Genomic DNA, 19,903 nt, shown 5'->3' with positions numbered 1-19,903 from the left:
GGACCTCGCCGTCGTGGCCGTCGAGCGTCATGAGCAGCCGGGGGTCGGCCGGTGGCTCCTCCGGCGCGATGGTGGAACCGGCGGAGTCCGGGGCGGGGGCGGCCGTGGGGTCGGCCCGGGACGGGCGGGAGTCCGCGCGGGGCCTCGCGCTCGGGTGGCCGCCGGTGCGGCCGAGGCCACGGTCCGTTCCGGGCTCCGTGGCCCGGTCCGTCGCCCGGTCCGTTCGCGAACTGCCCGCCCCGCCCCGCTCGGCGGTGGGCGCCGCGTCCCAGCCGGCGGCGGACCAGACGCGCACCGTCCCGTCGGCGCCGCCGGAGACCACCGTCCGCCCGTCCGCGCCGAAGGCGACCGCGCGGACCGGGCCGACATGGCCGCGCAGCACGACCGGCGGGCGGCGCTGCGCGACGTCCCAGAGCCGGACGGTGCCGTCCGAGCCGGCCGAGGCGAGCAGCCGCCCGTCCGGGCCGAACGCCACCGCGCGCACCGGGCTGTTGTGCCCCGTCAGGGTGGCGGCCGGCCGTCGGTCCGGCAGGCTCCACAGCCGGACCGTGCCGTCCGTGCTCGCCGTCGCCAGCAGGCGGGCGTCGGGGCTGATGGCGCAGCTGTTCACCGCGCCCGTGTGGCCGGTCAGCCGCCCGGCGAACGGCTGCGCCTGCGTGCTGAGCAGTGCGCCGCGGGCCTCGGGGGTCGGGGCGAGGCCGAACGCCCGGTCGGCGAGGAGCATCGAGGCCTCGGGGTGGCCCACGGCGAGCCTGGCGGACTCGGCCGCCAGCGCGCGCGAGGCCCCCGTCCGGCCCTGGCCGAGTGCGGCGGTCCGCTGCCGGTGGGCCAACGCCGCGACGCTGAGCGCGACCACGAGCAGCCCGGCCAGGGTGGCGAACAGCCGGCGTTCGCGGCGGGCCCGCCGTCGGGCGGTGCGCCGGCGGTGCTCCTCCTGGGCCCGTCCGGCCCGCAGGAAGGCGTCCTGCGGGCCGGTCAGGTCGGCCGGGCGGACCGGGTCCCGGGCCCACTGCCAGGCGGCGGCGAGCCTGCTCCCGCGATAGAGGCCGGCCGGGTCGCGTCCCTCCCGTTCCCACTCGGCGGCTGCCTCGGCGACTCGGCGGCGGATCAGCAGACCGGCGTGGTCGGCGTGCACCCAGCGGCCCGGCCGGGGCCAGGTCCGCAGCAGGGCTTCATGGGTGATCGCGACGGTGTCGCGGTCCACCGTCAGCAGCCCCGCCCGGACGAGAGCCTCGACCACCGGACGGGCGTCGGGGCGGCCGTCCTCCGTCGGGGCGCCCGGCAGGGGCTCCAGGAGTTCCGTGCGGGGGACCGGCCGGTGGCGTTCCACGCCCTCCGGGCCGACCCGCACCAGACGGAGCAGCAGCAGCCGGGCCTGCTCTCGCTCCTCGGGGCCGAGTCCGGCGTAGACGCGCTCGGCGCTCGCCGCGACCGCGCCGTGGACGCCGCCGGTGCGCAGGTAGCCGTCGACGGTCAGGGTGCGGTCGGTGCGCTGCTGCCAGGTGGCCAGCAGCGCGTGCGCGAGCAGCGGGAGCACTCCCGGGGCGCCGCCCGGGCCGTTGTCGACGTCGGGGGCGTCGCTGCCGTCCCGGGTGCCGTCGGGGGCGCCGAGGTCGCGCAGCAGCAGTTCGACCAGCCCCGGCTCCAGCCGCAGTCCGGCCTCGGCCGCCGGGCGGGTGACGGCCTCGCGCAGCTCGGCGGCGGTCATCGGGCCGAGGGCGAACAGACCGTGGCCGATCACCGGGACGAGCTCGGGGTGGTCGAGGCAGCGTTCGCGGAAGTCCGCCCGGAGGCCGAGCACCACGAGGGTGTCCGGCCGGGCCGAGGCGAACCCGCTGAGGGTACGGATGAACGCGCGCCGCTGCCGCTCGTCGCTGCAGAGGGTGAAGGTCTCCTCGAACCGGTCCACGATCAGCGCCAGTCCGGCGTCCGTGGCCGGGGTGGCGCGCAGGGCGGTGCGCAGGGCCGCCATCGGGTGCACCGTCGGCGTGCACACCGCCACCTGCCAGGGCGGCCCGCCGCCGGAGGTCGGCGCTCCGGACGCCGGGGTTCCGGAGGCCGGCGTTCCCCCGTGCAGCGCTCCGGCGCGCAGGGCGGGGACCAGCCCGGCCAGCAGCAGCGAGGACTTCCCCGCCCCGGACGGTCCGACGAGCGCCAGGGGTCCGCGCCCGGCCCGCTCGGCCAGCCGCTCCAGCAGCGCGGCGGTCGCGCCGTCCCGGCCGGCGAACCAGCGGGCCTGGTGCGGACCGAAGGCCTCCGACCCCGGGTACGGGCACGGTGCGTCGTCCTCGCCGGGCGGCTCCGGCCGTTCGCCGCCCACCGGGTCGAGCAGTCGCCGCAGCGCCCCCTCGGCGCGCAGCAGGTCGTCGCACCGCTGGGCGAGGTCGGGGGTGGCCGGTTTGGTGCCGTTCTCGATCTTGCTGAGGTACCCCTTGCTGTAGTGGACCAGTCGTGACAGCGCGGTGAGCGAGAGCCCGCGCGCCTGCCGCAGCCGCCGCAGCTCCGATCCGAACTCCGGTGCGCCCCGAGGCGCTTCGCCGGGGTGCTGCCCCATCCTGTCCCCCTTCAGGTTGACGCGTTCGGCGCATCCTTGCCACAGGCGCCCGGCGGGCGCCCGGTAGGCCGGAGTCGCTCGACCCCCTACGCCTCCTCATTGACGGGCCGTCGCGCCCCGGGGGCCATCCGCCGACCGGCGGAGCGCGTGCCACCGCCGGGGGCGGGCACGGGCGGGCCGATCCCCGGCGCGCGGTGCGGCGCGAGCGGGCCAGGTGCGGGCCAGGTGTGGCGTCCTCCGGATTGCACGGAGCGCAACGCCGCAGGTCCGTGGGGTGCTTTGCCGTGCGACCTCCCCGGGGCCTGCCGGCGGGCACCGTACGGAAGCGAACCGGCCATCCGTCGCAAGGAATCCGCCATCACCACGAACCGCACGCGCAATGGTCACGAACGGTTTTCGGAGTGGTGGCTTCCGGTTCGGCCGTCGTCCCTAGCGTGCCGCCCATGACACAGAGTCACCGCCCCCACCGGGCACGCCGCACCGGTCTGCTGGCCGCCGCCGTCGCCTCCGCACTGAGCCTCACCACCGTCGCGCTGACCGCTTCGAGTGCCGCCTCCGCCGAGCCCGCCGCCCCCGGCGACGCGGCGCTTGCCGCGCCCACCGCCCCCGTTGCGGCGGCCGGGGCCCCGGCCGCCGGCGAGGTCGTCGTCGACGAGCACTTCTCCGGTTCCGCCCTCCCCACCGGCTGGAGCGCCGTCGAGGGTGACTGGAAGGTCGAGAACGGCCGACTGGTCGGCACCTCCGCCAACTCCGGCCAGCAGAGCCGGATCACCTTCGGCCGCCACCTGAACGACTTCCGGATCGAGGCCACCGCCCGCTTCGAGAGCGTCCAGGACGCCGCCCGCTGGACCGCCCTCGGCCTGGACGTCCCGGCCAGTGGCGCCACCCCGTGGTCCATCGCGACCATGCGTTCCGGCACCACCGCCGCCAACGGGCTGGAGTTCGCCCAGCGCACCCCCGCCAACAGCTGGAACGTCACCAACACCGGCTCCGCCCCGACCGCCGCCGGCACCGGCCGCGACGTACGGGTCGCCGTCGAGGTGCACGGCACCACCGCCCGCTGGATGTTCGACGGCAAGGAGGTGCTGCGCACGACCCAGGTCGCCCGCAGCGCCGACGGCGGCCAGGCCCTGGTGGTCAACGGCTCGAAGGTCTCCTTCGACGACCTCAAGGTGACCGCGCTCGCCCCCGGCGGCTGGCTGCGCCCGGCCGGCTCGCCGCTCACCGTGTTCGCCCACCGCGGCGCCTCCTCCGCCGCCCCGGAGAACACCCTGGACGCGGACGAGATCGCCCGCCGCGGCGGCGCCGAGTGGATCGAGAACGACGTCCAGCCCAGCAAGGACGGCGTCCCCTACGTGCTGCACGACGACACCGTGGACCGCACCACCAACGGCAAGGGCCGCATCCGCGACCTGACCGCCGCCCAGCTGGACGCCCTGGACGCCGGCTCCTGGTTCGGCCCGACCTACGCGGGCGCCCGGGTGCCGAGCCTGGCCGCCCAGCTGGAGGACCTGCGCACCCGCGGCGGCAACCTCCTGCTGGAGATCAAGGGCAAGCACAGCCGCGACGAGGTCGCCCGGATCGTCAAGGAGATCCGCGACCACGGCATGACCGGTCGCGTCTTCGTGCAGAGCTTCGAGGTCGACGCCCTGCGCCTCACCCGTGAGCTGGCTCCCGAGCTGCCGCTCGGCCTGCTGCGCGGCAGCCTCGACGCCGACCCGGTGGCCATCTCCAAGGAGCTCGGCCTGGCCGCCTACAACCCGTCCGACGGCGCCCTCGCGCCCCGCCTCGGCGTGGTGAAGGACCTGCACGCGGCCGGCGTCGCGGTCAACGTCTGGACCGTGGACTCGGCCACCCGTTGGAAGGCCCTGGAGGCCGCCGGCGTCGACGGCATCATCACCAACCGCCCCGCCGAGCTGGCCGGCTGGAACTCCGCCTGGCTCCAGGGCGGCACCGTCACCACCCCGCCGGCCGCACCCACCGTGGCGATCACCTCCCCGGCCTCCGGCGCGACCCTGGACCGCGCCCAGCAGCCGGTGACCGCCGTGCAGGCGAGCGGCGCGGACACCGTCAGGCTCACCCTGGACGGCAAGGAGCTGCCGGCCGGTGCGCCCCTCGACACCACCGCTCTCGCCCTCGGCAAGCACACCCTTCGCGCCGAGGCGACCGGCCCCGGTGGCCGCGCCGAGACGACCACCGAGTTCACCGTCGCGGCCACCCCGACCGGCCTGGCCTCGCTGGTGCTCACCTCCGGCGCCGACCGCAACGCCGTCGCCACCCTGACCGTGATGCTCGGCCAGGGCCAGTACCAGCCGCTCGCCCACTGGGCCGAGAACCAGGCCGGCCGCAGCGTCCCCGCTGACCGCGCCCGCCTGATCGCCGGCGACGCACGCGCCCTCGACGCCGCCGCGCGGAGCTGACCCCCGCACCCGGCGCCCCTCCCGGGGGACCTCGTGCCGCCCACCGCGGCGCGAGGTCCCCCGTCGTCCCGGGACCGTTCCCGCCAACGCCCCGGAAGCATCGACCTCCCCGCCGCCCTCCCATCTCCCGATCGACTCGCACGCCCCGGCCCCCGGCCGCTGGGAACCGGACCCCTGGACCGGGCGCGACACCGTGGTGCTCAGCGACTTCACCTCCCACGAGTACTTCTGCGTGCACCGCTCCTCGCTCCCGACGGCCGACCACCGCGCCGGGGCCTCGACCTGGCCGTCGACCCGGCCGCTCCACCCACCGCTGGAAGGACGAAGACGCCTGGGTCGTTCCGGTCGCCGCCCGGCACATTCACCGGGTCGGTGGCGGCGGTCGGCGGCCGAGGCCGGCCGCGCGCCGCCGGGGGACCGTCAGGCCGCCTCGGGGGAGGCGCGTGCCGGAGGCGCCGGCTCCGCCCCGGCCGCATCCGTCGGGCTGCTCGCGACCCGGGCCCAGCGTCCGGCGAGCAGGGCCCCCGCCACCAGTTGGAGCTGGTGGTACATCATCAGCGGCAGCACCACCAGCCCGGCCTGCGGTCCGAAGAGGACGGCGGCCATCGGCAGCCCGCCGGCCAGGCTCTTCTGCGAGCCGCACAGCACCGCCGCGATACCGGAGGCCCGGTCGAGACCGAGCAGCCGGGCGCCGATCCGGGTGGCGAGCAGGGTGGCCGCGAGCAGGACCGGCAGGATCCCGGCCAGTGCGAGCAGGGCGGCCGGCGTGACGGTCGACCAGACGCCCTGCACCACCGCACCGCTGAAGGCGGTATAGACGACCAGCAGGATCGAGCCCCGGTCGACCGGGGCCAGCACCCTGCGGTGCCGACTCAGGAACCCGCCGACCCACGGGCGCAGCAACTGCCCCAGCAGGAACGGCGCGAGCAGCTGGCCGAGGATCCGCAGCAGCCCGTCGGCCGACAGCGCCGCGCGGGCCCCCAGCAGCCAGGCCGCGAGCAGCGGCGTCAGCACCAGGCCCACCAGGCTGGAGTAGGTGCCGGCGCAGATCGCGGCCGGCACGTTCCCCCGGGCGGCTCCGGTGAGCGCCACCGAGGACTGCACGGTGGACGGCACCAGGCAGAGGAACAGCACCCCGGTCCGCAACTGCTCGGTGAGCGGGCCGGAGGCGAGCGCCGTCGCGACCGACCCGAGCACCGGGAACAGCACGAAGGTGGAGGCCAGTACCAGCCCGTGCAACCGCAGATGGCGAAGCCCGGCGAGCGTCTCGCGGGTGGAGAGCCGCGCGCCGTACAGGAAGAAGAGCAGCCCCACCGCGAGGTCACAGGCCAGTTCCGCGCCGCGCGCCGCCCGCCCGGTGGCGGGCCGCCGCGCGGCCAGTGCCACCGTTCCGGCCAACGCCGCCACATACGGGTCGAGCGCGCGCCACCACGGCCGCCGCCGCTCGACGCCGCCCGGCGGACGGCCCCGCGCGTGTGCCGATGGTGCCGCCTGCGGTGCCGAAGCCGTCGGCGGTGCCCGGTGCTGACGGGCCGTCGTCATTCCTCGTCCCCCTCCTCGGGCTCCTCCGGCTCCTCGGGCGTTGGTGCGGTGCCCAGCAGGCCGTTCACCAGGGTGGTGGAGCCGTCGTGGTCGCTGCCGGCCGCGCCACTTCCGATCTGCAGGTCGGCCGTCCGGTCGATCTCGATGATCGAGTCCGCGTGGGAGTTGTCGATCACCGTGATCAGGCTGCGCCCGGCGGTGGCGGCCACCGCCGACGTGGCGGCGCAGCCGAGCACGGCGCAGGCCGCGGCCAGCGCGACCGCGCCGGCCCGCAGCAGCGAGCCCGGAACCCGGAGCGTCACACACCCACCTCCTCACGGCTCTGCGGGCGCGGGATGTTGCGCTCCAGCAGTTCGGTGGACTCGCGCACCCCGACCGGCTGCCGTTCACCGGCGGAGGCCGGCAGCCGCCCGTCCGCCACCTTGAGCCCGGCGAGCGCCTCGTCCATCGCCTGGTGCGCCGCGAACAGGCACGGCGTGCTGTAGATGGCGACGTCCACCCCGAGTGCGGTCAGCTCGGAGAGCGACAGCCGGGGCGACTTGCCGCCGGCGATCTGGTTGAACAGCAGCGGCTTGTCGCCCACCACCCGGCGGATCCGGCGGATCCACTCCTCGCTGCGCACACCGTCGACCAGCACCACGTCCGCGTCGGTGGCGGCGAGCGCCTCGGCCCGGCGCAGGATGTCGGCCTCCTCGGTGGCGTCCGTGCGGGCCACCACGACGAGGTCGGTGCGGGCGGCCAGGACCTGGTGCAGCTTCTCCAGGTACTCGTCGAGGGGCAGCACCTGCTTGCCGTCGGCGTGGCCGCAGCGGCGCGGCCGCTTCTGGTCCTCAAGGATGACGCCCGAGGCGCCGATCCGCTCCAACCGCCGCACCACGTGGCAGGCCACCTCGGGATCGACGTAGCCGTCGTCGATGTCGACCAGCAGGTGGTGCCGGGGGAAGGCGCCGCGCAGCCGTTCGACGAAGGCGACCATGTCCGGCCAGGCGATGAAGCCGATGTCGGGCAGGCCGTAGTAGGAGGCCGCGAAGCCGAAGCCGGAGACGAACATGCCGTCGTAGTGCGCGGCCGCGATGGAGGCGGAGTACATGTCGTAGACACCGATGAGCGGGGCCGTCCCCGGGGCGGCGATCCGCTCCCGCAGCCGCTGCCCGTAGCCGTCGTGAAGGTTCTCGTGACGCAACGCCATCTCCTCGTCTGCCAGGGACCCGTGCGGGACATGCACGGTCCTTTGCCATAAATTGGCCATTCCGAGGGCCAACTGAGACGCCATCACTATGCGGGCTTTAATGTTCCGTGGGCAAATCTTTAAAGGAAGTTCCCTCTTTGGGGTGAATGCGGTCATACTCGTCAGATAATTCCGATGAATTCACTGTCATGCCGGGAAACGGCCTTCAGAGCGCGATCCAGCCGCCCCGCACGTACCAGTGCCCGCCCGCCCGCAAGTGGTCGACCAGGGCGCGCTGGACGACGGTGTCCCGGGGGAGCGACTCCAGCGGCCGCCGGAGGTCGCCGAAGACGTACCGCAGCGGATTGGTGTCCTCGGGCGCAGCCGGTCCGTCCGGCCGCACCAGCGGGGCGAACCGCCGCTGGAAGCGCATGATGTTCGACCCCTCCGGCAGGTAGTGGGCGAGCTGGGGGTCCAGCAGCCAGGAGAAGACGCACGCGCTCCGGTACCGCTCGTCGGGGAAGTGCCGGGGGAAGAACGCCCGGGCCCGGTCCAGCGCGCGGTCGCACGCCCCGGGGGAGAGCGGGCCGCAGTGGTCCGGGATGTGCAGCTGGAGGCTCCACTCGTCGATCCCCGCCGCCCGCGCCGCCGCGGCGTCCGCCCCGGTCAGCCGCCGCCGCTGGAACTGCAGCCGGCCCAGCTGGAACAGTTCGCCCCGGAAGTGCAGCGTCAGCCAGCGCGGATTGCCCAGCCCGGCGCGGCCGCGCCACCGGCTCACCGCGAGCTGCCGGCCGAGGTCGGCCAGCGTCGAGCGGGTCACCTCCGGCGGGACGCCCAGCGCGCGGTGGTGGGCCCGGGCGTACGGGGCCAGGGCGACGAGGAGCAGCGTGGCGAGCCCCGTGCCGTCCGCGCCGTCCGCGACGCCCGCCGGCCAGTCCCGGTCGAGCCCGGACGGCTCCCCGAGCGTCCCCACGGCCGCCGCCTGGGCCCGCAGCGTCTCCTCGAACAGCGCCCTCAGGCCGGCGTCCCGGGCCAGCCGGGTGCGGGCCGCCAGCAGGCCGTTGACCTCCTCGAACGGCACCGCGAGCGCCAGCAGCGCCTCGGCCAGCTCCTCGTCGGCCGCCAGGTACGGGCCCTCCGGCGGGTGCGGGCCCTCCGTCAGGTACGGGCCCTCCGGCGGGTGCGCCCCATCGGCCGGGCCGGGCGGTTCGGGCAGCTCCGGCAGTCGCGGTTCCACGGCGCCCTCCACGGTGCGGGATCGGTCCGCCCGCCGGGTCGACGGCCGGACCGGCCGACCCTACCGGCGGTGCGCCCGCCCGCCGGGGGGCGGGCGTGCACCGGGATCAGCGCAACAGGGTGAACACCAGCGCGCAGGCGCCGCCGAGCGCCGTCCCGGCCACCACCTGGGCCGGTGCGTGCGCCCTGAGCACCGGCCGCGACCAGCCCGCAGCCACCGGGAGCGAAGCCGTCGCGGGCACCGGTGCCGGCGACGCCGGACCGAGCGCCAGCAGCAGGACCGTCGCCGTCCCCCCGGCCACCGCGTTGTGCACCGAGATCTGCCACCACACCCACCACACCGTCACCGCCGGCGCCGCGACCAGCCCGACCGGCATCGCCACCATCAGCGCCCCCACCTCCGCCGGGGCGCCCAGCAGGTACGGCAGCGCCACGCCGGTGACCACCGAGAGCAGGCGCGCCCCCGTCGGGAGCACGCGTTGACGGCGCTCCCGGACGTGCTTGCCGGTGAGCGCGCCGCGCCGCACCCCGAGCGCGATGACGCCGAGCGGCACCACCCCGCAGAACAGCGCCGCCAGGAGCCCCCACCCGGCCCCGCTCCAGCCGTCCGCCGCGTGCGCGCCGACGAGCAGCAGCAGGGCGATCACCAGCAGGGCGATCACCAGCAGGGCGCTCACCAGCGGGACGGGCGCCAGCACCTCGGTGACGGTCCGGGCCGCCCGCTCCCGCGGCGAGGCGGCGGCGAAACCGGGCGGCTCGGGCGGGACGAAGGCGCTCACCGGCGGGCGCGGGCGCAGCGGCGCCCGGGGGCGGTGGTCGATCGGTGCACCGCCGAAGGCTACCGGCCCGGGCCGCCCGCCCCGAGCCGCCGCTCCCGGAGCGTCCGCAGCCCCCGCCGGACCGCGCGGGTGGCCGCCGGCGGCAGGAGGTCCAGCAGCAGCCGGCGCGGGCCCGAGTTCGGTGCGGCCGGCCGCGCGGCGTTGTTCAGCCGCAGCACCCGCCGTCCCGCGATGGCGTCCTCGTCCACGGTGAACCCCTCGGCCCGCCAGTCCCGGGCCAGCAGGACCTCCCGGACCGGCTCCGGATCGCCCCAGGTCCCGTAGAACTTCATCGGCGTCAGGAGCACCGGCCGCAGCCCGGCGGTGAACACCGCCTGCCAGACCGCCGCCGACACGCCCGGGGTGTGCTCCGAGCGGTAGTCGTCCAGCGCCACCAGCCCGTCCTCGGCCAGCGCCCTGCGGGCCACCTCGATGTCCCCGGCCACGTGCTCGTAGAGGTGCGAGGCGTCGACGTGCACGAAGCGGCAGCTGCCGTCCGGGATGCGACCGTCCGCCAGCACCGAGGTCGGCGCCTGCACGATCGTCGGCAGTTCCGGGTGGAACGCCAGGTAGTTGGCCTCGAACCCGCGCCTGGTCAGCGAGGACCGGTAGGACATCGACATCTCGGCGTCGTTGTCGGCGTCGCCCGCCGCGGAGTCGAACAGGTCGCAGACCGTCAGCCGCTCGCCCGGCCCCAGGTGCTCGCCGAGCAGGACGGCGCTGCGCCCCAGGTAGCTGCCGAGTTCGAGGATGTCGCCGGTGAGCCCGGCCTCGGTCTGGGCGGAGAGCAGATGCCGGAAGGCCTCCTGGTCGAGCCGGAAGAACCAGCCGGGAATGGAATCCGGGTGCGCGGCCGGACGGGGAGCGCCCGGTTCGGCGGCGGACTGCGCGCCGGCGGAGGGGGCAACGGCGGACTGACCGGAGGCGGCGGTCTCGGCACTGGGCACGGCGGTCTCCCTCGGGACGGGACGGAGCGGGCGCGGAGCGGGCCCGCGCCCTGGTCACGCGCGGCGGTGCCGTGGTACCGGACGGGTCGGCCGTGGTGTGTGGCGGCTCATCATAGTCACGCCGCAGCCCTGCGGGACCGCTCCGGACCGGAGCGTCCGGCCGCCGTTCAGGCGTTCGGCGGTGCGTGCTCCAGTTCGGCGATGGTCTCCGCCAGCCAGGCCCGCTCGGCCGCCCCGGAGGCGCGGGCGACCAGCAGCATGCCGCGCCGGAACGGGTTCGGCTCCCGCTCGGCGGTGACCGGCCGCCCCTCGGCGTCGTAGAAGAAGCTGCTCGGCGCCTCCAGGAAGGCGAGCCGCCGCCGCAGCACGGCCACCTGCCGGGCCGGGTCGTCCAAGCGGTCCAGGAAGGCCGCGACGGTGAAGAAGCGGATCTGGTCGGAGATCTCGACCTCCTCCGGGTCCGCCAGCCGTCGCTCCAGTTCGGTCCGCCCCTCGGGAGTCAGCTCCAGCACCTGCCGGGGGACGGCCCCGCTGCCCGGCTCGCTGCGCCGGTGGAGCAGACCGGCCTTCTCCAGGCGGGCGATGGCGGGGTAGAGCGCGCCGTCGCTGACCGGCCGGACATGGCCGGTCAGGCCGGTGATCAGGGTCTTCAGCTGGTAGCCGTGCAGCGGTCGGTCGTACAGGAAGCCGAGGATCGCGAGCGTCAGCACGGTCGAGGCCTTTCCGTCGTCGTGGCGTTCCGTCCGAACCGGCGTGCGCGCCCCTCGGGGCCGCGCGCCCTCGTGCGATGCCATGCTACCTCTTGTCGATGTGCCTCGATTCGATGTATCTCTATTCGAGGCGGGATGAACGGGAATTGCGGGGACGACGGGGGAGGAAGCATGCGGGGGCACCTGCCACGGCTCGTCGCACTGGCGGGACCGGTCTACGCGGAACTGCTGTCGGGCGTCGTCGCCTCGGTGGTCGGCACCTACTGGGTCGCCGGGCTCGGCGGGCCTGCCGTTGCCGCCGTCACCCTGGCCGGCACCGTGGAGAACCTGCTGCTCGGTCCGGCCCTGGTGGTCGCCTCGGGGGCGACCGTGCGACTCGCCCGGGCCCACGGCGCCGGTGACCGGGCCGCGGCCGGACGGGTGGCCCGCGCCGCCTGGCGGCTCTGCGCGCTGGGCAGCCTCGCCCTCTCCGTCCCCGGCTTCCTGCTCCGGGAGCGGATCGCCGACGCCTTCCTGGACGGTGAGGCCGCCGCGCTCGCCGCCGACTGGTTCGCCGTCGCCTTCCCGGCCTTCGCGCTGTTCTTCGGGCAGCGCGTCGCCGACGGGCTTTTCAAGGGCGCCGGCGACACCCGGACGCCGATGCGGACGGCGCTGCTCTCCAGCGCCCTGCTGCTCGTCCTGGACCCGTTGCTGATCCTGGGTCCCGGTCCGTTCCCCGCGCTCGGCGTGACGGGTGCCGCGCTCGCGCTGACCGCCTCCCGGGCCGCCGCGTTCGCGGTCACCGTGCTGCTCCGGCGCCGCCGTAGGCTGCCGCCGCCCGCGGGCGGGCTGCTGCCCGAGGCCTGTGCGATCACCGCCACCGGTGCGTCGTTCGGCCTGGACTTCACCGCGCGGATGGGCGTCGGCGCGGCGCAGCTCGCGCTGGTCTCCTCCTTCGGCGTGTCCGCGGTGGCGGGGTACGGGGTCGGCTACCGCGTCCTGCTGGTCGTCACCATGGCCTTCTACGCCGTCCGGCAGGCCGCCGCCATCGAGGCCGCCCGGCTGACCGGGGCCGGCTCTGCCGCGGCCGTGCGCACCCTGGGGCGCGACACCGCCAGGCTGGCCGCCACGCTCGGGGCCTGCTCCGCCGTCCTCTGCGCAGCGGCCGCGGTCCCGGTCGCGGCGGTGTTCACCGACGACCCGGCGGTGGCCGGCCAGGCGGTCGGCTTCCTGCGGATGGCCGGCCTCCACCTGCTGCCCTACGCGCTGGTGGTGGCCCTCGGCGGCGTCCACCAGGGGGCCGGCGCCGGGCGGCCGTCGATGCTGGCCGTGCTGCTCGGCCTCGCCGCCCAACTCGCCTCCGGCGCCGCCCTGTCGGCCCCGCTCGGCGTCCACGGCCTCTGGGCCGGAACGACCATCGGCGCCGTCGCCCAGCTCGCCCTGCTCCGCCTCCTGCCTCCCCGCCCCGGGCCGACCGCCGGGGTCGTCGGGAGCGCCGCCGGCGGCCGTTCGCCCGGCGTGCGCCGGGCACTTCTCGGCTGCCGCCGCGGTCACGGCCTGCGGCGAGCCGGATGGCGCAGAGCATGACGTGTTCATGCGAATGGCTGGTTACCCGGATGGATCGCACGGGAACTGTTGGCGGAGCCCCAACCCCATCGAGGAGGTTCTCATGAGACGACTGCTCTGCGTGGCCGGTGCGGCCGCCACGGTCCTGTTCCTGACCGGCGCCGACGTCGCCGCGGCCGACCCCGCCGTGACCTTGCCGGCCGCCGACCCCGCCGTCACCTGGCCCGCCCTCGGCGCCGACGGCGACTGGTCCGCCCTGGGTGCGCAGGCGCAGTGGCCGACCGCGGACGGCGCGGACGCCGGCTGGTCCGCCCTGGGTGCCGACGGGCAGTGGTCCGCCGACGGCATCGACCCCAACTGGGCGGCCTTCGGCACGGACGCCGGCTGGACTCCGGTGAACGCGGACGCCGTCGCACCCGTGAGCCCCGTCCCGGCGCCGTAGCCGGGGCACGACCCGCCGCCGAACGGGCCCGGCCCGAGGAGGCGGCGGGTCACGCCGTGCGCGCCGCCGGGAGGCGGGTGGCGAGCAGTGCGCCGGCGGCGGCGGTCGCCGCCAGGGCGGCGAGGGCGGGCGGGAGGCCGTCGACCAGGGGGTGGTCGGCGGTCACCGTGGCGGCGACGGCCACGCCGAGCGCGGGCCCGATGTTCATCGCCGTCTGCTGCAGTCCGCCCGCCACGCCCGCTTCACCCACCGGGACGGCGCGGACGAGTGCGGCGGTCGCCGTGGCCATCACCGCCCCGAAGCCGGCGCCCAGCAGCAGGAAGGCCGTGCCGACCACGAGCGCCGGGGTGCCCGGTCGGAGGGCCGCGACCGCGAGGGCGCCGAGCGTGATCGAGCACATCCCCGCGACGACCGTCCGGCGCGGGCCGTGACGGCGGGTCAGTGCCGCGGAGGCGGGTGCGGCGACCACCATCGCCACCGCCAGCGGCAACGACCGGAGCGCACTGGCGAGCGGGTCGAGGGCGAGCACGTCCTGGAGGAAGTAGGTGGCGAGGAAGAGCGTGCCGAAGAGCGCCGCCGAGGCGGCGAGCAGTACGCCCAGCGCGGGGGCCACCGCCGGGGCCTTCAGAACGGCGGGCGGAAGCAGCGGGTGGCGGGCCCGCCGCTCGTGCCGCACGAAGGCGGCACCGAGCGCGGCCGTGGCGGCGAGCCCGAACAGGCCGCCTGCCGTCGCGCCGTGCCCCGGAAGGCCGACCAGGGTGAACACCAGGCAGGCCAGCGCGCCGCCGAGCAGCGCGGCACCCGGCACGTCCAGGCCGCCGGCGCGGCCTTCGGCGGCGGGCTCGGGCAGCCGGACCAGCAGCGCGGCCACCCCGGCGACCGCGGCCGGTACGACGGTCAGCAGGAAGACCGACCGCCAGCCCCACTGCGCGGTCAGCGCGCCGCCCACCACCGGGCCGGCGGCGGCCGAGAGCCCGATCGCGCTGGTGCGCAGCGCGATCGCCCGCCCGAGCAGGTCCGCCGGGTACGCGGCGCGCAGCAGCCCGAGGGTGGCGGGCTGGAGCAGCGCGCCGGCGGCGCCCTGGAGGACCCGCAGACCGATCACCCAGCCGATGCCGGGGGCGAGCCCGATCCCGGCCGAGGCGGCGCCGAAGCCGAGCATGCCGACCGTGAAGACCCGGCGGTGGCCGTAGCGGTCGCCCAGCCGCCCGGCGAAGACCAGCAGGGCGGCCACCGTGACCAGGTAGGCGGTGCTGGTCCACTGCACGGCGGCGAGCGAGGCGTGCAGGTCGCGCCGGAGGCTCGGCTGGGCGACGGTGAGCACGGTCCCGTCGAGGGCGACGATCGCTGCGCCGAGGACGCTGCCGGTCAGGGTGAGGCGCCGGGTGCCCACCGGGTTCACCGGGGAGCCGGGCCGAGGTGGGCGTCGAGGGTGGCGCGCAGGACGGGGTCGAGGGCGTCCGTCCCGGTGGCGAGGCCGAGGCTGCCCCAGGCGCGGAGCTGGGCGAGGCCGTGCAGGTTGGCCCAGAGCGCCGCCGCGACCGTGGTCGGGGAGGGGGAACCCTCGCCGGCGGGCGGGCGGACCACCGCGACCAGGCCGGCCAGGGCGTCGAACAGCGGGAGCGAGGTGCTGCGCAGCTCGGCTCCGCTGCCCTCCAGGACGTCGTGGCGGAACATCAGCTCGAACATGCCCGGCCGGTCGGCCGCGAAGGCGAGGTAGCCGCGGGCCAGCCGTTCGAGCCGGTCGCGGGCCTCGGCGGGTTCCCGGACGGCGGAGGTCCCGCCGGTGTCTCGTCCGTCGAGTCCCAGCGCGGCGGCCAGCTCGCCGAAGCCGTGCCGGGCGATGGCCGCGAGCAGTTCGGCGTGGGTGGCGAAGTGGCGGCGCGGGGCGCCGTGCGAGACCCCGGCCTGGCGGGCGATCTCGCGCAGGGTGAGCGCGTGCACGCCCTCCAGGGCGAGCAGCTCGACTCCGGCCGCGACCAGGCGGGCGCGCAGGCCGGTGGCGTTGTCCTGTTCGGTCATGGGGAGTGTCTATCAAGATCGAGTAGACACTGTCTACTCGCTCTGCTCGCTCTACTCGCGCCCGGGGCCGCTCGGCGGGCACAATCGCTGCATGGACGAGGGCGGCGAACCGGCCTGCTGGCTGGAGCGGGTGTGCGACGAGTGCGGGCGGCTGCGCGAGCGGTCCGGCCCCGGTCCCTGCGAGCACTGCGGCAGCGGCAGTAGTGGCGGTGGCGGTGGCGCCCCAACGGTCGGCGTCGACGGGCCGCAGCCGCAGCAGCCGCAGCCACAGTCGCAGCAGCTGCCGTAACCGGTCGGCGAGGGCACCGGGAACGGAAAGAGCCCCTGGGCGGACCACCTGAGGTGACCCGCCCCGGGGCAGGTTGCCGAGTCGGCGCGAGGGTGCGCCGCTCAGGAGCGGGTCAGCGCGACAGGCCGTCGAGCGGCTGACCGGACCCCTCGTCCAGCGGTTCCTCCACCGGCTCCGCGCCGTCCGCCGACGTGCCCGTGCCCGTGCCTTGCGCGGGGATGCGGGCCTCCGGCGTCCAGGGGCGGCGGCGCCGCGCCAGCACGGTGCCCAGGCGCTCCACCGCGGGCTGGGTGTAGCGGGCGGCCAGCGGGCCGGTGACCACCAGGATCAGGACGTACGCCGTGGCCAGCGGGCCGAGGCCCGGCTCGATCCCGGCGGTGACGGCGAGCCCGGCGATGACGATCGAGAACTCGCCGCGCGACACCAGGGCCCCGCCGGCCCGCCAGCGGCCGCGGGCGGCGATCCCGGCGCGGCGGGCCGCCCAGTAGCCGGTCGCGATCTTGGTGAGTGCGGTGACCACGGCCAGCAGCAGGGCCGGGAGCAGCACCGGCGGGATGCTGGTCGGATCGGTGCTGAGGCCGAAGAAGACGAAGAACACCGCCGCGAAGAGGTCCCGCAGCGGGCTGAGCAGGGTGTGCGCGCCTTCGGCGGCCTCGCCGGAGAGCGCGATGCCGACCAGGAACGCGCCGACCGCCGCTGACACCTGGAGCTGCTGGGCGATGCCCGCGACCAGCAGGGTCAGCCCGAGCACCACCAGCAGCAGCTTCTCCGGGTCGTCGTGGGAGACGAACCGCGAGATCAGCCGGCCGTAGCGGAGCGCGATGAAGAGCACCGCGCCCGCGGTGGCCAGCGCGATGGCCAGCGTGACCGAGCCCGCGAGCAGTCCGGCGCCGGCCAGCAGGGCCGTCAGGATCGGCAGGTAGACGGCCATCGCGAGGTCCTCCAGCACCAGGATGCTGAGGATCACCGGGGTCTCCCGGTTGCCGAGCCGGCCGAGGTCGCCGAGCACCTTGGCGATGACGCCCGAGGACGAGATCCAGGTGACGCCGGCCAGCACCACGGCGGCCACCGGGCCCCAGCCGAGCAGCAGCGCGGCGACCGCGCCCGGTGTCGCGTTGAGCAGGAAGTCGACCGCGCCGGCCGGGTACTGGGCCTTGAGGTTGGTGACCAGGTCGGCGGCGGTGTACTCCAGACCCAGCATCAGCAGCAGCAGGACGACGCCGATCTCGGCGCCGGTCGCCACGAACTCCTCGCTGGCGCTCAGCGGCAGCAGTCCGCCGGTGCCGAAGGCGAGCCCGCCGAGCAGGTAGAGCGGGATCGGCGAGAAGCCGTAGCGGCCGGCGATCCGGCCGAGCAGTCCGAGGACGAGGATGACCGAGCCGAGCTCGATGAAGACGGTCGCGGTGTGCACCCCCCGATCACCCCCGCTCCAGGATCGCCGCCGCCGCGTCCACACCCTCGCGGGTGCCGATCACGATCAGCGTGTCGCCGCCCGCCAGCCGGAAGTCCGGCGTGGGGGAGGGGACGGCGCCGGTGCGCCGCAGCACGGCCACGATCGAGGCGCCGGTCTCGGTGCGCATCCGGGTCTCGCCGAGCAGCCGCCCGTTCCAGTACGAGGCGCCGTCGACCGGGAGCCGCTCGGCGACCAGGCCGAGGTCGGTGGTGTGCAGCATGGCCGGGTTGTGGTGAGCCGGGGTCAGGGCGTCGACCAGGGCCTCGGACTCCTCGGCGGTCAGCCGGAAGGCCTGGGCGCAGGCGTCGGGGTCGTCCGAGCGGTAGACGTTGAGACTGCGTGAGCCGTCCCGGTGGGCGATCACGGACAGGTGCCGCTGTTCTCGGGTGGTGAGGTCGTACTGGACCCCGACACCGGGAAGCGGAGTGGTCCGGACACGGGCGATCGACATGGCGGCTGTCCTCTCGTCAGGGGGGCTCCCAGGAGGCTGCGCGTGGCGCGGGCGCGCCGGAGCAGGGGACGCCGGCGCCTGACCGCGTGTGACACGCGAACGCGCAACCGGACTAATAGTAATGAGTATGTAAAGTCTGAAAATAGAGCCCCGGCCCGTGTGCGTGCTGGGAAGCGCGCACACGAACCGGGGCGGCGGGCCGGAGACTGGGGGACGGCCCTGGGTGAGGGACGGGTGCCGGAGCGGGGCTACTGCGGCGGACGGTCGTCGCGCAGCTGGTCCTTGAGCTTCTCCTGGCCCGTGTCGACCTGGCTGCTGTACTTGCCCTGCGTACGTTCGTCGACCATGTCGCCGGCCTTGTCGACGCCCTTCTCGGCCTGGCCCTCATGGCCCTTGAGCATGCTCTTGAGCTTGTCGAACATGGACATGTGGTCACACTCCCGGATGAGACGGCCCCACCTCTCCCAGCATCGCCGCACACCGGGGTGTCCGCATCCGGTCAGCTTGTGCGCCGGGGTTGGCAAGGCGTCGAGGAACATGTCAAATCGGGAGTCCCACGGACCGTCGGAAGGACAAGCCTTGAACGCTCGGACCGGCCGCCCGGCCGCCACCCGCCGCGCCCGCACCACCCCCACCCGCCGGACGGCGGGCGCCGCGCTGGCGGTGGCGGCGCTGGTGACCCCGCTGCTGCTGGTCGGCACCGGCAGCGCCGTCGCCGACCCGGACCCGGCCCGCAAGGGGGCGAAGCTCGCCACCCGTTTGGCGCAGGCGAGCACCGCGGACGGCGCCCACGACACCCTGGAGGCGTTCCAGCGGATCGCCCGCCGCAACGGCGGCAACCGGGTGGCCGGCTCGGCCGGCCACGAGCAGTCGGCCCGCTACGTGTACGAGCAGGCCCGCCGGGCCGGGCTCAAGGTGTCCAAGCAGGAGTTCGAGTACACGTTCTTCCAGGAGCTCTCCGAGCGGCTCTCGGTGGTCTCCCCGCAGGCCGAGGACATCGCGATCAAGGCGATGACCTACTCGGTCGGCGGCCCGGAGAACGGCCTGACCGCCGCGCTCGCGGTCGTCCCGGTGGACGCCACCACCGGCTGCGAGGCCGCCGACTACGCCTCCGGCGCGGTCACCGGCCGGATCGCGCTGATCCGGCGCGGCGGCTGCGGCTTCGCGGTCAAGCAGGCCGCGGCGGCGGACGCGGGCGCCCTCGGCGCGGTGATCTACAACAACGTCGAGGGGGACCTCAACGGCACCCTCGGCGAGCCCGACCTCGGGCGGATCCCGACCGGCGGCATCTCCCAGGCCGCCGGACAGGCGCTGGCCGACAAGGCGGCGGCCGGCCCGGTCACCGTCACCCTGGACATCCGCACCCACATGGAGAAGCGGACGACCTGGAACGTCATCGCCGAGACCCGCGGCGGCGACCCCGCCAACACCGTGGTGATCGGCTCGCACCTCGACTCGGTGCTGGCCGGCCCCGGCATCAACGACAACGGCTCCGGCTCGGCCGGCATCCTGGAGGTCGCCAGGAACCTCGGCAACCGGCCGGTGAAGAACAAGGTCCGGTTCGCCTGGTGGTCCGCCGAGGAGTTCGGCCTGCGCGGCTCCGCGGCCTACGTGAAGTCGCTCTCCGAGGCCGAGCGGAAGAAGATCAAGCTCTACCTGAACTTCGACATGATCGCCTCACCCAACTCCGCGCAGTTCGTCTACGACGGCGACGACTCCGACCACATCGGCTCCGGCCCCGGCCCGGAGGGCTCCGCGCAGCTGGAACGGCACATCACCGACTACCTGGACCGCCGCGGCCTGCCGCACGAGGGCACCGACTTCACCGGCCGCTCCGACTACGGTCCGTTCATCGACGCGGGCATCCCGGCCGGCGGCACCGACACCGGCGCCGAGGTGATCAAGACCGCCGCCCAGGCCGCCACCTACGGCGGGACCGCCGGCCTCGCCTTCGACCCCTGCTACCACAAGGCCTGCGACGACATCCGCAACGTGGACATGACCGCCTTCGACGTCAACATCGACGTCATCGCGGACTCGGTGGGCACCTACGCCTGGGACCTCTCCTCGCTGAGCGCCCCCGTCGCGCCGCAGCGCACCGAGGGCGGCAGCCTGCACGAGGGCCACGCCCACGGCGCCGAGGGCTGACCAGGCCCGGCCCGGCCACCCCGCCCCGCACGGCGGACGGGGGCCGGGCCGGCAACCCGGTCGGGCGTGCGACGGCGGGGGTCCGATGGGTGCGCGGGGCGGTGGCCTGACACCATGGCACCGAGATCACGACACCGTGACACCCTCGGAGGAGTCAG

18 protein-coding genes are annotated in these 19,903 nt (G+C 75.7%); 5 read left to right on the top strand and 13 right to left on the bottom strand.

What is annotated here, in order from left to right; genetic code table 11:
- The coding region (locus ACFU74_RS16860) for a helix-turn-helix domain-containing protein (RefSeq protein ID WP_380757199.1) at positions 1–2,554 on the bottom strand (2,554 nt) is incomplete at its 3' end.
- 443 nt (positions 2,555–2,997) lie between these two features.
- On the opposite strand from ACFU74_RS16860, the gene ACFU74_RS16855 reads away from it, so the two are divergent.
- On the top strand, positions 2,998–4,974 hold the full coding sequence (locus ACFU74_RS16855) for a glycerophosphodiester phosphodiesterase family protein (RefSeq protein ID WP_380757197.1): 1,977 nt from the start codon (positions 2,998–3,000) through the stop codon (positions 4,972–4,974).
- Positions 4,975–5,394: 420 nt separating this feature from the next.
- Here ACFU74_RS16855 and ACFU74_RS16850 read toward each other — a convergent pair whose 3' ends face one another.
- The 7 genes from ACFU74_RS16850 to ACFU74_RS16820 all read right to left on the bottom strand — a co-directional run bounded on the left by ACFU74_RS16850 (position 5,395) and on the right by ACFU74_RS16820 (position 11,395).
- Entirely contained in the window at positions 5,395–6,516 is a 1,122-nt protein-coding gene (locus tag ACFU74_RS16850; RefSeq protein ID WP_380757194.1) for a bile acid:sodium symporter family protein, read from the bottom strand.
- Positions 6,513–6,818, bottom strand: coding sequence for a hypothetical protein (locus ACFU74_RS16845; protein WP_380757191.1), 306 nt, complete (start codon positions 6,816–6,818; stop codon positions 6,513–6,515). Before ACFU74_RS16845 ends, ACFU74_RS16850 begins: the two co-directional genes overlap by 4 nt.
- Positions 6,815–7,699, bottom strand: coding sequence for an oxaloacetate decarboxylase (locus ACFU74_RS16840; protein WP_380757189.1), 885 nt, complete (start codon positions 7,697–7,699; stop codon positions 6,815–6,817). The genes ACFU74_RS16845 and ACFU74_RS16840 overlap by 4 nt, the downstream gene beginning before the upstream one ends.
- A 211-nt stretch (positions 7,700–7,910) precedes the next feature.
- On the bottom strand, positions 7,911–8,921 hold the full coding sequence (locus ACFU74_RS16835; RefSeq protein ID WP_380757187.1) for an acyltransferase domain-containing protein: 1,011 nt from the start codon (positions 8,919–8,921) through the stop codon (positions 7,911–7,913).
- A 106-nt stretch (positions 8,922–9,027) separates the two neighbouring features.
- Positions 9,028–9,699, bottom strand: coding sequence for a hypothetical protein (locus ACFU74_RS16830; protein ID WP_380757185.1), 672 nt, complete (start codon positions 9,697–9,699; stop codon positions 9,028–9,030).
- A gap of 59 nt (positions 9,700–9,758) precedes the next feature.
- The gene (locus tag ACFU74_RS16825; RefSeq protein ID WP_380757205.1) at positions 9,759–10,574 is read right to left on the bottom strand and encodes a class I SAM-dependent methyltransferase; all 816 of its coding nucleotides are present in this window, start codon (positions 10,572–10,574) and stop codon (positions 9,759–9,761) included.
- A gap of 278 nt (positions 10,575–10,852) precedes the next feature.
- Positions 10,853–11,395, bottom strand: a complete 543-nt coding sequence (locus ACFU74_RS16820) for a PadR family transcriptional regulator (RefSeq protein WP_380757203.1) — start codon at positions 11,393–11,395, stop codon at positions 10,853–10,855.
- Between the two features lie 171 nt (positions 11,396–11,566).
- Here ACFU74_RS16820 and ACFU74_RS16815 point away from each other — a divergent pair, with 171 nt between their 5' ends.
- Both ACFU74_RS16815 and ACFU74_RS16810 read left to right on the top strand, forming a co-directional pair.
- Entirely contained in the window at positions 11,567–12,961 is a 1,395-nt protein-coding gene (locus tag ACFU74_RS16815) for an MATE family efflux transporter (RefSeq protein WP_380757183.1), read from the top strand.
- 82 nt (positions 12,962–13,043) lie between these two features.
- A complete protein-coding gene (locus ACFU74_RS16810) occupies positions 13,044–13,382 on the top strand; it encodes a hypothetical protein (protein WP_380757181.1) in 339 nt (112 codons plus the stop codon).
- A gap of 49 nt (positions 13,383–13,431) precedes the next feature.
- On the opposite strand, the gene ACFU74_RS16805 is transcribed toward ACFU74_RS16810, so the two are convergent.
- Together ACFU74_RS16805 and ACFU74_RS16800 are read right to left on the bottom strand one after the other, a co-directional pair.
- Positions 13,432–14,775, bottom strand: a complete 1,344-nt coding sequence (locus tag ACFU74_RS16805; protein WP_380757179.1) for an MFS transporter — start codon at positions 14,773–14,775, stop codon at positions 13,432–13,434.
- 5 nt (positions 14,776–14,780) lie between these two features.
- Positions 14,781–15,404: a TetR/AcrR family transcriptional regulator gene (locus ACFU74_RS16800; RefSeq protein ID WP_380757177.1), complete on the bottom strand. Its 624-nt coding sequence runs from the start codon at positions 15,402–15,404 to the stop codon at positions 14,781–14,783.
- A 91-nt stretch (positions 15,405–15,495) separates the two neighbouring features.
- On the opposite strand from ACFU74_RS16800, the gene ACFU74_RS16795 reads away from it, so the two are divergent.
- Positions 15,496–15,693 (top strand): hypothetical protein, encoded by a 198-nt coding sequence (locus ACFU74_RS16795; RefSeq protein WP_380757175.1) that lies wholly within the window; start codon positions 15,496–15,498, stop codon positions 15,691–15,693.
- A gap of 112 nt (positions 15,694–15,805) precedes the next feature.
- On the opposite strand, the gene ACFU74_RS16790 is transcribed toward ACFU74_RS16795, so the two are convergent.
- The 3 genes from ACFU74_RS16790 to ACFU74_RS16780 form a co-directional block, all read right to left on the bottom strand.
- Complete coding sequence (locus ACFU74_RS16790; protein ID WP_380757173.1) at positions 15,806–17,104, bottom strand: cation:proton antiporter; 1,299 nt, start codon at positions 17,102–17,104, stop codon at positions 15,806–15,808.
- Positions 17,105–17,111: 7 nt separating this feature from the next.
- On the bottom strand, positions 17,112–17,597 hold the full coding sequence (locus tag ACFU74_RS16785; RefSeq protein WP_380757170.1) for a cation:proton antiporter regulatory subunit: 486 nt from the start codon (positions 17,595–17,597) through the stop codon (positions 17,112–17,114).
- Between the two features lie 248 nt (positions 17,598–17,845).
- The gene (locus ACFU74_RS16780; protein WP_380757168.1) at positions 17,846–18,025 is read right to left on the bottom strand and encodes an antitoxin; all 180 of its coding nucleotides are present in this window, start codon (positions 18,023–18,025) and stop codon (positions 17,846–17,848) included.
- Positions 18,026–18,254: 229 nt separating this feature from the next.
- On the opposite strand from ACFU74_RS16780, the gene ACFU74_RS16775 reads away from it, so the two are divergent.
- Positions 18,255–19,745, top strand: coding sequence for a M28 family metallopeptidase (locus ACFU74_RS16775; RefSeq protein WP_380757201.1), 1,491 nt, complete (start codon positions 18,255–18,257; stop codon positions 19,743–19,745).
- The last annotated feature ends 158 nt before the right edge of the window (positions 19,746–19,903 follow it).

It is taken from the genome of Kitasatospora sp. NPDC057500 (assembly GCF_042802195.1).
GTDB lineage: Bacteria > Actinomycetota > Actinomycetes > Streptomycetales > Streptomycetaceae > Kitasatospora.
The sequence above is the reverse complement of the archived record's forward strand: the minus strand, read 5'-3'. Positions and strand labels throughout refer to the sequence as shown.

What these genes read in the sequence shown, in the direction of transcription:
- ACFU74_RS16855 (WP_380757197.1), top strand. Translation starts at nt 2,998, where the DNA reads ATGACACAGAGTCACCGCCCCCACCGGGCACGCCGCACCGGTCTGCTG.
- ACFU74_RS16850 (WP_380757194.1), bottom strand. Translation starts at nt 6,516, where the DNA reads ATGACGACGGCCCGTCAGCACCGGGCACCGCCGACGGCTTCGGCACCG.
- ACFU74_RS16815 (WP_380757183.1), top strand. Translation starts at nt 11,567, where the DNA reads ATGCGGGGGCACCTGCCACGGCTCGTCGCACTGGCGGGACCGGTCTAC.
- ACFU74_RS16810 (WP_380757181.1), top strand. Translation starts at nt 13,044, where the DNA reads ATGAGACGACTGCTCTGCGTGGCCGGTGCGGCCGCCACGGTCCTGTTC.
- ACFU74_RS16800 (WP_380757177.1), bottom strand. Translation starts at nt 15,404, where the DNA reads ATGACCGAACAGGACAACGCCACCGGCCTGCGCGCCCGCCTGGTCGCG.
- ACFU74_RS16795 (WP_380757175.1), top strand. Translation starts at nt 15,496, where the DNA reads ATGGACGAGGGCGGCGAACCGGCCTGCTGGCTGGAGCGGGTGTGCGAC.
- ACFU74_RS16785 (WP_380757170.1), bottom strand. Translation starts at nt 17,597, where the DNA reads ATGTCGATCGCCCGTGTCCGGACCACTCCGCTTCCCGGTGTCGGGGTC.
- ACFU74_RS16780 (WP_380757168.1), bottom strand. Translation starts at nt 18,025, where the DNA reads ATGTCCATGTTCGACAAGCTCAAGAGCATGCTCAAGGGCCATGAGGGC.